The 12,407-nt window shown below is 70.8% G+C and carries 13 protein-coding genes; 5 read left to right on the forward strand and 8 right to left on the reverse strand.

What is annotated here, in order from left to right:
• Nucleotides 1-4: 4 nt before the first annotated feature.
• Complete coding sequence (locus tag BM362_RS33010; RefSeq protein ID WP_009072764.1) at nucleotides 5-706, reverse strand: response regulator transcription factor; 702 nt, start codon at nucleotides 704-706, stop codon at nucleotides 5-7.
• A gap of 42 nt (nucleotides 707-748) precedes the next feature.
• On the opposite strand from BM362_RS33010, the gene hisN reads away from it, so the two are divergent.
• Nucleotides 749-1,540 carry a histidinol-phosphatase gene (gene hisN / locus BM362_RS33015; protein WP_093575854.1) on the forward strand — a complete coding sequence of 264 codons (792 nt, stop codon included), beginning with the start codon at nucleotides 749-751 and terminating at the stop codon, nucleotides 1,538-1,540.
• On the opposite strand, the gene BM362_RS33020 is transcribed toward hisN, so the two are convergent.
• The 6 genes from BM362_RS33020 to BM362_RS33045 form a co-directional block, all read right to left on the reverse strand.
• Nucleotides 1,534-1,797 (reverse strand): hypothetical protein, encoded by a 264-nt coding sequence (locus tag BM362_RS33020; protein WP_067589846.1) that lies wholly within the window; start codon nucleotides 1,795-1,797, stop codon nucleotides 1,534-1,536. The genes hisN and BM362_RS33020 overlap by 7 nt on opposite strands.
• A complete protein-coding gene (locus BM362_RS33025) occupies nucleotides 1,794-2,615 on the reverse strand; it encodes a TNT domain-containing protein (protein WP_244287364.1) in 822 nt (273 codons plus the stop codon). The genes BM362_RS33020 and BM362_RS33025 overlap by 4 nt, the downstream gene beginning before the upstream one ends.
• 82 nt (nucleotides 2,616-2,697) lie before the next feature.
• The gene (locus tag BM362_RS33030) at nucleotides 2,698-3,264 is read right to left on the reverse strand and encodes a GNAT family N-acetyltransferase (RefSeq protein ID WP_093575856.1); all 567 of its coding nucleotides are present in this window, start codon (nucleotides 3,262-3,264) and stop codon (nucleotides 2,698-2,700) included.
• Nucleotides 3,254-4,183, reverse strand: coding sequence for a hydroxymethylglutaryl-CoA lyase (locus BM362_RS33035; RefSeq protein WP_093575857.1), 930 nt, complete (start codon nucleotides 4,181-4,183; stop codon nucleotides 3,254-3,256). The genes BM362_RS33030 and BM362_RS33035 overlap by 11 nt, the downstream gene beginning before the upstream one ends.
• A gap of 1 nt (nucleotide 4,184) precedes the next feature.
• Complete coding sequence (locus BM362_RS33040; RefSeq protein WP_067589828.1) at nucleotides 4,185-4,760, reverse strand: PH domain-containing protein; 576 nt, start codon at nucleotides 4,758-4,760, stop codon at nucleotides 4,185-4,187.
• 83 nt (nucleotides 4,761-4,843) lie between these two features.
• Complete coding sequence (locus BM362_RS33045) at nucleotides 4,844-5,653, reverse strand: biotin--[acetyl-CoA-carboxylase] ligase (RefSeq protein WP_067589825.1); 810 nt, start codon at nucleotides 5,651-5,653, stop codon at nucleotides 4,844-4,846.
• An 80-nt stretch (nucleotides 5,654-5,733) separates the two neighbouring features.
• Between BM362_RS33045 and BM362_RS33050 the strand changes: the two genes are divergently transcribed.
• Both BM362_RS33050 and BM362_RS33055 read left to right on the forward strand, forming a co-directional pair.
• Nucleotides 5,734-6,843 carry a C40 family peptidase gene (locus BM362_RS33050; protein WP_067590004.1) on the forward strand — a complete coding sequence of 370 codons (1,110 nt, stop codon included), beginning with the start codon at nucleotides 5,734-5,736 and terminating at the stop codon, nucleotides 6,841-6,843.
• 178 nt (nucleotides 6,844-7,021) lie between these two features.
• Nucleotides 7,022-7,519 carry a hypothetical protein gene (locus tag BM362_RS33055; protein WP_244287365.1) on the forward strand — a complete coding sequence of 166 codons (498 nt, stop codon included), beginning with the start codon at nucleotides 7,022-7,024 and terminating at the stop codon, nucleotides 7,517-7,519.
• Here BM362_RS33055 and BM362_RS33060 read toward each other — a convergent pair.
• The gene (locus BM362_RS33060; RefSeq protein WP_093575947.1) at nucleotides 7,479-10,406 is read right to left on the reverse strand and encodes an ATP-binding protein; all 2,928 of its coding nucleotides are present in this window, start codon (nucleotides 10,404-10,406) and stop codon (nucleotides 7,479-7,481) included. The two genes, BM362_RS33055 and BM362_RS33060, sit on opposite strands and share 41 nt — an antisense overlap.
• Nucleotides 10,407-10,476: 70 nt before the next feature.
• Here BM362_RS33060 and BM362_RS33065 point away from each other — a divergent pair, with 70 nt between their 5' ends.
• Both BM362_RS33065 and BM362_RS33070 read left to right on the forward strand, forming a co-directional pair.
• Complete coding sequence (locus tag BM362_RS33065) at nucleotides 10,477-11,337, forward strand: alpha/beta fold hydrolase (RefSeq protein ID WP_093575860.1); 861 nt, start codon at nucleotides 10,477-10,479, stop codon at nucleotides 11,335-11,337.
• Between the two features lie 172 nt (nucleotides 11,338-11,509).
• Complete coding sequence (locus tag BM362_RS33070; protein ID WP_093575861.1) at nucleotides 11,510-12,337, forward strand: NBR1-Ig-like domain-containing protein; 828 nt, start codon at nucleotides 11,510-11,512, stop codon at nucleotides 12,335-12,337.
• Nucleotides 12,338-12,407: the final 70 nt, after the last annotated feature.

Raw genomic sequence — 12,407 nt, forward strand, 5'->3', positions numbered from 1 at the left:
GCGGCTACTCGACATTGAACCGAAACCCGACGCCGCGCACGGTCGCGATGCGCCGTTCGGCGTCGGAGTGCGCCGGCTTCGCCTGCCTGCCCGCCGCCTCGTCGGCGGCGACCGCGAGTTTGCGGCGCAGCCAGGACATGTGCATGTCGAGCGTCTTCGACGTCTTGGACTCGAGGTCGTTCCACACCTCGGCGAGGATCTCGTCGCGGCTGACGACCTGCCCGGCCCGGCTCATCAGCACGCGCAGCAGCTCGAACTCCTTGTTCGCCAGCTGCACCTCGTGCGAGTCCACAGTGACCAGTCGCGCGCCGAGGTCCATCCGGACGCCACCGGCCTCCAGCACCTCGGGCACCCGGCGGCGCAGCAGCGCGCGGATCCGCGCGAGAAGTTCCGCGAGCCGGAACGGCTTGGCCACGTAGTCGTCCGCGCCCGCGTCGAGGCCGACCACGAAATCGACCTCGTCGGTGCGCGCGGTGAGCATCAGCACCGGCAGTTCGGTGCCGCTCGCGCGCAGTCTGCGGCACACCTCCAGCCCGTCCATCCCGGGCAGCCCGAGATCGAGCACGAGCAGGTCGACCCGGTGCGCGGCGGTCGCGGCCAGCACCGCCGGACCGTCGGTGACGACCTCGATCTCGTACCCCTCCCGGTGCAGCGCGCGGGACAGCGGCTCGGCGATGGCCGGATCGTCTTCGGCAAGTAGGACCATGCTCACCTGGCCAACCTTACGGCGAACGGGCGTGAAACCATCGTGACCGTGCCTGCCTACTCGGATGACCTTGTTCTCGCCACCCGGCTGGCGGACGCCGCCGACGCGCTGACCACTGCCCGTTTCCGTGCGCTCGACCTCGTGGTGTCCGCGAAACCGGACCGCACGCCGGTGACCGACGCCGACACCGCCGTCGAGGACGCGATCCGCGAAATCCTCGCCGCCGAGCGGCCTGGCGACACGGTCGCGGGCGAGGAACGCGGCGGTTCGGCGGGCAGCGAGGGCCGGGCGTGGGTGATCGACCCGATCGACGGGACCAAGAACTTCCTCCGCGGCGTCCCGGTGTGGGCGACCCTGATCGCGCTCGTCGAGGAGGGCACGCCGGTGGTCGGCATGATCAGCGCTCCGTTGCTGGGCCGGCGCTGGTGGGCGGCGCGCGGCGAGGGCGCGCACCTGCGCGACGCGGCGGGCGAACGGCGTATGTCGGTGTCGAAGGTGGCGACGCTCGGCGACGCCTATCTGTCCACGACGGACTTGAGCAGCTGGACCGAGTACCACTCCCGCGAGAAGTACCTAGCGCTCACCGAGGCGTGCTGGGAGTCCCGCGCGTTCGGCGATTTCTGGAGCCACTGCCTCGTCGCCGAGGGCGCGATGGACGTCGCGGCCGAGTGCATCGTGAACCCGTGGGACGTCGCCGCCGCGCAGGTGATCGTCACCGAGGCGGGCGGCCGGTTCACCGATCTTTCCGGTGCGGAGACCTACGAGGGCGGCTCGGCGCTGTCCACCAACGGCCTCCTGCACGACGAGGCGCTGGCGATCCTGCGCCGTCAGTGAGCGCCGGGCAGCACGCCGACCGCGCCGCGCGCCACCTGTGACCAGGTCAGCCTGCCGAAGAGGTAGTGGCAGGCGACCTGTTCGGAGGTGAACGCGGCCCAGTCGTAGCGGTTGCCCTGCTCGCGCCAGAACACTTCCCAGCCGCCGTCGGAGGTCGGCAGCAGGCACCACGTGTTGTCCGCTTCCCGGCCGATCGACACGACTTCCCCGGGCACTCCGATGACGTCCAGCCATTTGCGAATCGACTGGGTGTTCATCGTGCCTCCCGCGTGACGTCGACCAGGAATCCCAGCGTGACCAGTTCGTCCGCGGAGAGCACCGCACGGTAGCGGATTCCGCCGCCCGGTCCGTCGAACCACTCCGCCGACGTGGCTTGCCACACCGGCATCGGCTTCAGCACGCGATACCGGCGGTAGCCCGAACGCAGCGCGGCGGGCGGCAACGCGCGTTCCGCGAACGGCGTGCCGTCCGGCGCGAACACACGGCCGTGGTCGCTGCCGAAGCGGTCCAGCAGCGTGTTTTCCGGCAGTACCACCGGATTCGGCTCTTCGACGCCGCCTTCCGGGAATCGCTCCGCGGGCGGCCACACGTACTCGGCTCCCACCACGAACCGGCGCTCCCACCCGGGACCCTCCGGCGGCGCATAGCCTTCGACGACGGCCTCGGGCGGCTCCGGATCCACCGGCGGCGCGGGCGAACGCCGGAAGCCCTGCTTGACGTACCCGAGCACCGCGGTGTCGTCCAGCAACGCCGATTCCGGATGGTCGAACAACGGCCGCCGCGCCCCCTCGGCGACCGCATTCGCCGGCGGTGGCAACTGCCGGTCCGGACGGTCCGCCGCGACCGGCAAATGCCCGAGCGGGAACATGTGGACCGAGAACAGCGCCAGCACGCTTTCCCGGTCGGTGCGCGGAGAACCGACCGGCGGACGGCTTTGCCCGGGCAGCACGCCGGTGCCCGAAGGCGGGGTGGGCACCTCGTCGAAACCGCGTTCAAGCAGCCCGCCGTAGTGGGCGGGCACGCGCACCGGGCCGGTGGCGACGTCGGTGTCTGCCGGTTCGGGCTGGTCGGACACTGGCACCCTCTTCTCGGTCGTGCCGGCACCGGGTCGGACGCTCGCTCGCGTCGGAAGGTTCCGGGCGAACGGGAAACCCACCTTATCGGGCGACGGGGATGCGCCGCCGCACCAACGCGCGGGCCGGGCCGCGCTTCTCGACCACCTCGAACCCCGCGTCGGCGAACATGCCGGTCGTACCGTGATAGAGGTCGGCCGCAGAATGCGTTCCGTCCGACACCGGGTACCCCTCGACGGCTTCCGCGCCCTCTTCGACGGCGTAGTCCATGCCAGCCCGTAGCAACGCTGTCGCCAGCCCCCGCCGACGGCCGCGGCGGTGGATGTAGAAGCAGGTGATCGACCAGACCGCACCGGGCTCGTCCGACGCCATCACGCGCGACCGGGCCAGCCGCGGATTGTCCTTCCGCGGCGGCACGGCCACCCAGCCCAGCGGTTCACCGTCGACAATGCCCAAGAACCGCAGCGGTTTCCCGTCCTGAGCCTCGGTGCGGACGTGCCCCTTGCGGCCCTCGCGCCCGGCGGCCTTGAAGTCCGGCCCGGCGAGCCGGAAGAACGCGCACCAGCAGCCGCCCCGCACCCCGCGGGGACCGAAGAGCTGCTCGAACGTTTCCGCGCTGAGCGGGACGCATCCGGGAGCGCTATCCGGCAAGCGCGTTCACGACCCGCGACGGCGACGGACGGCCCAGCTGCCCGGCCATCCACACGCTGGTCTCCACCAGCTTGCCGAGATCGACTCCGTGCTCCACGCCGAGCCCTTCCAGCAGCCAGACCAGATCCTCGGTCGCCAGGTTGCCGGTCGCCGACTCGGCGTACGGGCAGCCGCCGAGACCGCCCGCCGACGAGTCCACAGTGGACACACCGGCGCGCAGTGCGGCCTCGGTGTTGGCCAGCGCCTGGCCGTAGGTGTCGTGGAAGTGCACGGCGAGCGGCGAAGTGTCCCCGAACGCCTCGACCAGCCGGGTGACCTGGTTCGTGGTGGCGACGCCGATGGTGTCGCCGAGCGAGAGCTGCGAGCAGCCGAAGTCGAGCAGCCGCTTGCCCGCCCGCACGACCTGCTCCACGTCGACCACGCCCTCCCACGGATCGCCGAAGCACATCGACAGGTAGCCGCGGACCTCGATGCCCTCCTCGCGGGCCCGCGTGACCACCGGTTCGAACATGCCGAACTGGTCGTCGAAGGTCGAGTTCAGGTTGCGCTGGGCGAAGGTCTCGGTGGCGCTGGCGAAGATCGCGATGTGGTCGACGCCCGCGTCGAGCGCGCGGTTGAGGCCGCGGTCGTTCGGGACCAGCACCGGGTAGCGGACGCCGTCGTGGCGGTCGAGCCCGGCGAGCAGCTGTTCGGCGTCGGCGAGCTGCGGCACCCACTTCGGGTGCACGAAGCTGGTCGCTTCGAGGGTGGTCAGCCCGGCGCCGGCGAGCCGGTCCAGGAATTCGAGCTTGACCTCGACCGGCACGACCGAGCTCTCGTTCTGCAGCCCGTCGCGCGCCCCGACCTCCCAGATCTCGACCCGCGGCGGCAACCCGCCCGCGGGGACCCGTTCCGGCAGGCCGACCTCTTGAGCACCCACGTCAGCGTCTCCTTCCGCGCGGTTCCCGGCCGCGCGGGGGCAGAGGTTCGGTGTCCTGCGGGCCGGGCGCGCCGTGGTAGTCGTCGTAGGGATTGTCGTTGACTTCGCGGTAAATGACCGTGTGCACGTGCTCGACGTGGGGAATGTCATCGAAGCGCAGCGGCTCGTCCGAGGCCGACTCGATGATGAGCGTGCCGCAGCCGAAGATCCGGTCGAGCAGGCCGTGCTCGAACTGCACGCTGTTGATCCTCGACAGCGGGATGTCGATGCCGGTGCGCTTGAGCACGCCCTCGCGCGCGATCAGCCGGTCGGTGGTCACGATGAAGTGCGTCGTGCGCCAGCGGACCAGCGGCGCGAGGAACAGCCACACCACGAAGATCAGCGCCACCACGGCGACGGCGATCATCGTGATGTTGTTCCACGGCCCGGCGAAGTCCTTGGCGACCACGAGCAGCCACACCGCCGCCCCGACGGTGATCACGAACGCCAGGAACGGGAAGATCAGCATCTTGAAGTGCGGGTGGCTGTGCACCACCACGCGTTCGTTCTGGCTGAGCAAATCGTCCGGATAGGCCACGGCGGGCGCTCCCCTGCGAATGTGTGCCGATGTGGTGGATCCACCGTACCGGCGCGGGCCTCGCGCGGGCGCGCCCGTTCCGGTCAAGCGGGGCGGACGTGCACCACATCACCGGCGAAAACGGTCAGCCGCCGCCCGTCGGGGACGTCGACCTGCAACTGGCCGGACGCGTCCAGGTCCGCGGCGCGGCCGGCGAGCGTCGACCCGTCCGGCAGCTGCACCTGGACGTCCTGGCCGAGGGTCGCGCAGCGGGCGCGGTAGTCGCCGAGCAGACCGGCCTCGGTGAGGTCGCCGCCCGCCGTCCGCCAGCGGCGTTCGAGGTCGTCGAACCTGATCAGCAGGCCGAGCGCGACCTCGGTCCGGTCGGTGCTCGTCGCGCCCTGCTCGGCCAGCGAGGTCGCGGGAAGGCCGCCCGGACCGGCCGGGACGTCGTCGCCGAGCGGCAGGACGTTCAGCCCGATGCCGAGCACCACGGCCGCGTCGTCGGTGCCGACAGCCTCGGCGAGGATGCCCGCGCACTTGGCCCGCTCAGGCCCGGCGAGCACGTCGTTAGGCCATTTGAGGGCCACGTCGACACCCAGATCGGTGGCGAGCGCGTGCACCGCGAGACCGGCGACCACCGACAGTGAACCGAGTGCGGAGAACGGCACACCAGCGGGGCGCAGCGCGATGCTCAGGTACAGCCCGGCGCCCTTCGGCGAACTCCACGAGCGAGCCCGCCGTCCCACTCCGGCCGTCTGGTGTTCGGCCAGCAGAACGGTCCGGTCCGCCGCTCCCGCGATGAGGGCTTCCCGCAGGTCAGCATTGGTGGAACCGGTCGTCTCCACGACGTCGAGGCGGGCGCAGCGGCCGCCGAGTCCATCCCGCAGCCGCGCCGCGTCGAGTTCAGCCATGTGCCCACAATATGAGAGCCCCCCTAACGTGCAAGCCGTTCGCTCGTTACCCAGAGGTGCGCTCTTCTAGATTGGACGCCGTGACGCCGGAGACCCCCACCGCCGACGCGCCGCCGAAGCCCGCGTGGGCTCGCGGCGCGCTGTATCGCGGACTCGTGGCGTTGCCGCTGGTTGCCGGACTCGCCACCGCGGGCTGGCTGGTTGCCGGACGCGACCAGCCCGCGCCCGTTCCGACGCAGGCCGCGCTCACCGCACCGACGCCCGCCCAGACGGTCAGCGGTCCGTCGGTGTTGCAGGCGAGCGCTCCGGTGCAAGCACAGGAACCGGCGCAGGGCGCTGCTGGCGGAGGCGGTGGCCCGGCCCCGCTGCAGAAGTGGGCGGACTCGCTCGCCGGGCCGCTGGACATCCCGACCGCCGCGTTGCTCGGGTACGCCAACGGCGAGTTGACGATGCGCAAGGAGCGCCCGGACTGCCACCTGTCGTGGGTCACGCTGGCGGGTCTCGGCGTCGCCGGCAATAACCATGGCCGCGGCGACGGCGAGCCGATGGGGCTCTCGACGCAGCAGTGGAAGAAGTACGGCGCGCAGATCCCCGGCATCGCGAACCCGGCGCTGTCCGACCCGTCGGCCGCGTCCGTCGCCGCGGGGCGCGCACTGTGCGCGAGCGGTGTCGACCTGTCAGCGGGCAATGGCTGGTGGAAGGCCGTCGCCGGGTACGAGAACGGCAGCGGCATGGAGCTGTTCCGGCAGCGAGTGCTCGGCTACGCCCAGCTGTACGCGACGCTTTCGCTGGACCCGGCGAAGTCGAACGCGCCTTCGGTGCACGCCACGCGATTCGCGCTCGGACAGCTCGGCCTGCCGTACGTGTGGGGCGGCAACGGTCCCGACGCGGGCGCGGCCGGGTTCGACTGCTCGGGTCTCACCAAGGCTTCCTACGACAGCGCCGGGGTTTCCTTGCCGCGCACGGCGGACAGCCAGTTCCGCTCGATGCCGCCGGTTCCGGGCGGGCAGGAACCGCAGCTGGGCGATCTCGTCTTTTACGGCAGCCCGGCGACACGCATCCACCACGTGGGGCTGTACCTGGGGAACGGCCTGATGATCAACGCGCCGACCGAAGGACAGGCAATCCAGATCCACACGTTCCACCGGCCGGGGGACGACTACGCCGGGGCGGGGCACCCGGCGAACTGACGTCCGCCGCCGGCGTGCCGAAGGGTCGCGGCGCGGGATCGGCGTGCTCCGCCCGTCGGCGAACCAGCGGCAAGTTTCCCGTTTCCGCATGCAGCGCCCGTCTGTCGCTTATGCTCCGGAGCATTCTTCCTGACGGGAAAGGCACGCCATGTCCGCTCGCATCCTCCCCTTTCTTGCCGTGGGCGCTGCCCTTCTGATCCCCAGTTGCTCCGGCGAAAGCGGCGGCACCGCCTCTCCCGCGCCCACGTCCTCCTCGGCCGCAAAGCCGTCAGCCTCGCCGTCGCCGTCCACCTCCGCGGCACCGTCGTCGTCGGCTGCGGCGGAGTCGGAAGCGACCGGCGGGGACGCGGTCGAGCGGTACGAAGCCTTCATGCACGCGGCGGGCAGGCAAGACCTCGCGACGGTGTGCGAGATCGCCGGTCCGGCTGCCAAGCAGGCGGAGGACGAGGGCATGGGACCGTGCGAGAAGACGATGCCGATGGCGTTCCAGATGATCTCCCCGGCACAGAAAAAGGCCCTGCAGACCGCCACGGTCGACCGGTCCAAGATCAAGGACGGGCCCACGAAGGTCGAAATCCCGGCACGCGCGGTGAAGGCTTCCGTCAAGTTCACCGACAGCGACCTCGGCGACGCGGTTATGGAGAATCGCGGCGGCAAATGGTACGTAGTCGACTGACCCAATGCGCGGCACCGGCGCGGCGGGCCACTTCGGCGGCCTTGCGGTAGTGCTCCTCGGACGGCAGTCCCAATCGGACGGCCAGTTCGCCCAGGTAATAGGCGACCGGGCCGAGTGTCACCATGCCGGAACCGGCACCGGCCAGTTCGTTCTCCGCGGGGGCCAATCGCGCATACAACTCGCGTGCGTCTCCGGTCGAGACGGTGAGGCAAGCGCGCAGTTCGAGGAAGAGGTCCGGGCGCTCTGGCGGCAGTATGAAGTCCACTGTGGACTCCAGACCGTGTTGGACACAGAGGCAATGCCGGGCGAGCGGCAGCAGGCCACGGTCCACTCCGGACATTCCGCTGCCGGGCAACCGGACCGCGGCGCTGCGGTAAGCGGCGTCCGCGGCAGCGACCGGACCGGTGACCGCCAGGCGGAGCGCGCGGTACCAGTCGGTGAATACGCTGACGAGCGGGAGGTCGTACTGCTCCCCCAGCCGATCCGCTGCGGTCGCGTGGGTGTCGGCAGCGGCGAAGTCGGCTAGCGCTGAGCGGGCCTGCGTCAGCACCAGGTGACCGAGCACCTCGAATGTCACCAGCCGGTGCCGAGCAGCCAGGTCGACCAGTTCCTCGCCGATCCGGGCGCGTTCCGGGGCCAAGCCGGCACGGGTAAAGGTCTGCGTCCAGCGTGCGTTCAACGCCAGCGCCAGCAACGCCGGATCCTCGGCGGATCGCGCCAGTTTCTCCGCTTCGACAGCGGCGTCGCGGGCGCGTTGACCGCCTTCGTTGCGCAGTTCCAACGCGATGGTCGCCAGCAGCCGGGTGCGCACGAGCGGATCGGTGGTGTGCACGCGTTCGGCGGCGTCGGCGATGCGGCGGGCCAGCACGGGGTCGTCGTTCTCGGTCCAGATTCCCGGCACGTCGAAGGCGGTCAGTACCCGGAGGGTCAAAGCGGAATCGTCGCCGGCTAGGTCCAGCGCCTCGGCGCGGTAGCGGCGCGCGGCGGTCAAGGAGCCAGTGAACGCGGACGTCCGAGCGAGACCCATCAGCAATTCCACCGTACGCGGGCCTTGCGCCAAAGCAGCTTGCCAGAGCCGAAGTGCTTCGTGCGGCGCGAAATCTCGCTCAGCGCGTTCTGCGGCTGCTTGCGCGTAAGCGGTTCCGCGATCGTCTCCGGCAAGCAGGAAGTGGTGGGCCAGCAAGGAAATTGCCGACGGCCGACGGCTCGCCAAAGTCTCGCCGACCTCGCGGTGCAGCTGTGCACGTCGAGCTAGCGAAAGATCGTCGTAGACGGCGTCGCGGACGAGCGCGTGCGCGAACCGGAACGCGCGCGGTCCGCTTTCGCTCAGAAATCCTGCCTGTACAGCGGTTTCCAGCTCGTCGAGGACGTCACCGAGCAGGCCGAGATCGACATCCGCGCCGATCACCGCGGCCTTCCCGAGCACCGCGCGCACCTGGTCGGGCAACGCGGCGATCCGGTTCCGGACGACGTCGCGTACTCCGTCCGGCAGGTCGCCTTCGGCATCCAGTGCGCGGGCGAGTTCCTTGACGAAGAACGGGTTTCCGCCAGATCGCCGGTGAATCACAGCGGCGGACTCGGGACCGGCCAGCTCGGCCACTGCCTCGGCCGAAAGCCCGCCTAGGTACAGCCGAACCGGGTCGGCGCGCGCTAGCCTGCCCAACGCCGCGGTCAGTTCCGGAGCGACTCCGGTGGTCCGGTACGTCGCGATCAACAGCACCGGAGCCGCGGTCATCGACGTCAGCAGCGCCAGGGTTTCCTCGCCCGCCCACTGCAAATCGTCCAACACGAGCAGCAGCGGACCCCGGCGAGCCACCTCAGCGATCCGCGCGGTCATCGCCTGATGCCACTCGAAGCGCGCTACCGCCGGGTCGCCACCGGTCGCCCGCGGCGGGACCGGTTCTCCCAGCGCGGCGAGAATCCGTGTCCACGGCCAGGCGGGCGGCACCCCGGCGCCATCCGGATTCACGCCCCACGCGGTGGTCCAGCCCAGTCGCGCGGCGAATTCCTCGACCAGCGCCGTCTTGCCCGCGCCCGCCTCGCCGGACACCAGCACGAGCCGGAATCGCTTGCGGTCAGCCACTTCCGCCGCGACCTCGGCGAGCCGCGCCAGCTCCGGATCACGCCCGGCCAGCCGCCCGGGAACCGACGGGGTCAGCTGCGGAGCCTGCGCCAGGACGTCCTGCTCCACCTGCCGCAACGCCGGACCAGGGTCGACCCCCAGCTCCGCCGCGAGCCCGGCCCGCGCCCGACGCAAGGCGGCAAGCGCGTCCCCCTGACGTCCCGCGCGGTACAAGGCGAGCGCGAGCAATCGCCACGCTTCCTCGCGCAGCGGATGAGCGTCCACAAGGGACTCCAGATCCGGCACGGCTTCGGCAGCACGGCCAAGATCCAGCAAACCAGCTGCCCGCCGTTCCAGCGCGAGCAACCGCAGTTCGTCCAGCCGAGCCCGTTCGGCACGCGCCCACGGCTCGTCCGAGAACTCCGCGTACGGCTCGCCCCGCCACCAGCCGAGCGCCTCGTCCAACTGCGCGACCGACGGTGTCCCGCGCAGCAACGCCTCGAACCGCCATGCGTCAACCTGCTCCGGTTCGGCACGCAGCGCGTACCCCGGTCCAGCCGTGACCAGCAGCTTCGCGGGCGTCCGCGGCGGACGGTCCGGTTCGAGCGAACGCCGCAACGCGCCGACAAACGTCTGCACCGCACCGACCGCGCCTGCCCGAGGTTCGGTCCACAACGCGTCGACCAGCGCGTCCGTCGACACCACCTGCCCGCGGGCGACGAGCAGGCGCGCGAGCACCGCACGGTGCCGCGGCCCAGGCAACGCCACCGGCCCGCGTGCGTCATCGGCCGCCAACGGGCCCAGCACCGAGAACGAGATGGTCATCAGTTCCGTACTGTAATCAGCTCGCTCGTTGCTGATCGGTTGCTGATCGGCCCGGCCCACGCTGGGTCGCATGAACTTCGACTACCAGCGGGTGCCCGTCGCCGACGGCGTGTCCCTCAACGTGGCGGTCGCGGGCTCCGGCTCGCCCGTCGTCCTGCTGCACGGCTTCCCGCAGACCCACCTGATGTGGCGGCACGTCGCCGCCGACCTCGCCGCCGACCACACCGTGCTGTGCCCGGACCTGCGCGGCTACGGCGACAGCGACCAGCCAGCTGACGACGGCGAGACCTACTCGAAGCGCACCATGGCCGCCGACGTCGTCGCACTCGCACGCGCCTTCGGACACGAGAAGTTCGCGCTCGCCGGACACGACCGCGGTGCCCTCGTCGCGATCCGCGCCGGCCTCGACCACCCAGACCACGTGTCCCGCCTGGCCATCCTCGACGTGCTGCCGACGCTGGACATGTGGGACGTCCTGCACGGCGTCAACGCGTCCGTCGCCTTCCATCTCTACCTGATGGCGCAGCCCCCCGGCCTGCCCGAGCAACTGATCAGCGGCGCTCCCGACGCGTTCTTCGGCTACTTCCTCGACCAGTGGGGCGCGGACCCGGAGTCCATCCCGGCCGACATCCGCGCCCGGTATCTCGAAGCGAGCCGGAACGCGATCCCGTCGATCGTCGCCGACTACCGCGCCTCCGCGGGTATCGACCTCGAACACGACCGCGGCGACCGCGCCGCGGGCAACCAGCTGAAGATGCCGGCCACCGTGCTGCAGCAGGGCTGGGGCGACGCGCTGGGCTTCGACGCGGCCGCGCTCTGGCGCGCATGGGCACCGGACCTCGTGCATGAAACCGTAGACAGTGGACACTTCATGGCCGAGACTTCCCCTGGCAGCGTTACGAAATCGCTGCGGGACCTGCTCGCGCGCTGACCCGTCGGAAGTCGTCCGTGCTCGTGATCTTCGAGAACGAATCGTCGGCACCTGGCAGTGCCGCGCACTGGTCGCGGCCGCCTTGCCGAGGCCGCTGCCGGGGTGCGCCCAGCTGTGCCGAACTGGAATGTCAGACTGGTCCGACCAGCGGATCTGACAACCAGGGAGAGCGATGGGCGACGGGCAACCTGCCGCCGAGGTGCTTTCCGCGGAGCTGGCCGCGCTGCGCGCGCGGGCCGGGAATCCGTCGTTTCGCAAGATGGCCGACCGCTCCGGGCAGATCTCGCACACCACCCTGCACGAGGCGGTCCGCGGCACCCGGTTCCCGTCGTGGGACACCACGCGCGAGTTCGTCCGGGCGTGCGACGCGGACGAACAGCAGTGGCGGCGACGCTGGGAAGAGCTGAAGGGCGTCCCTCCGGAGCCCGCGGTTCCCGTCGGCGATACGGCCGAGGCCGCCGTCGTCAAAACGGCGGCGGAACCGGTGCTGATCAGCGCGGAACCGGCTGTCGCGGAGAAGCCCCGGCACCGTCGCAGGTACGCACTGGCCGCAGTCGCGTTCGTCGTCGTGCTCGTCGCCGCCGTCGGCGCGATCGTGGTGCCGAAGCTGAAGAGCGGCAGCCTGGTCGACGTCGGTGCGCGCGTCCCCGGCGACAACTCCCAGTTCGTCGACGACGTGACCGTGCCCGACGGCACGGTGCTCCACGTCGGCGAGACCGTCCAGAAAGTATGGGAGCTGCGCAACACCGGCTCGGTGGCCTGGCATCAGCGATACCTCCAGCGGATGGACCTGCCGCCGAGCCCGGGAACGTGTCGCACCCCGGACCGGGTGCTGATCGGCGACACCCCGCCGGGCGACCACGTGATGGTGAGCGTTCCGCTGACCGCGTCGCCCGCGCCGGGGCGCTGCTGGATCGGCTGGAAGATGGTCGACGCGAAGGGAGCGGAGCTCTTCTCGACCCGCCGTCCGGTGTATGTGCTGGTGACCGTCGTCTCCTGACGCGTGTCAGATCGTGTAAGACCTGGTCGCCGGGGTACCGAACACCCCGGCAGGCTCGTCAAGATGAGGA

The organism is Amycolatopsis rubida (genome assembly GCF_900115345.1).
In the GTDB taxonomy this organism is placed as follows: domain Bacteria; phylum Actinomycetota; class Actinomycetes; order Mycobacteriales; family Pseudonocardiaceae; genus Amycolatopsis; species Amycolatopsis rubida.

Coding starts and splice junctions, on each gene's coding strand:
- BM362_RS33010 (WP_009072764.1), bottom strand. CDS start 706: ATGGTCCTACTTGCCGAAGACGATCCGGCCATCGCCGAGCCGCTGTCC.
- BM362_RS33020 (WP_067589846.1), bottom strand. CDS start 1,797: ATGAACACCCAGTCGATTCGCAAATGGCTGGACGTCATCGGAGTGCCC.
- BM362_RS33045 (WP_067589825.1), bottom strand. CDS start 5,653: ATGGCTGAACTCGACGCGGCGCGGCTGCGGGATGGACTCGGCGGCCGC.
- BM362_RS33060 (WP_093575947.1), bottom strand. CDS start 10,406: ATGACCATCTCGTTCTCGGTGCTGGGCCCGTTGGCGGCCGATGACGCA.
- BM362_RS33065 (WP_093575860.1), top strand. CDS start 10,477: ATGAACTTCGACTACCAGCGGGTGCCCGTCGCCGACGGCGTGTCCCTC.
- BM362_RS33070 (WP_093575861.1), top strand. CDS start 11,510: ATGGGCGACGGGCAACCTGCCGCCGAGGTGCTTTCCGCGGAGCTGGCC.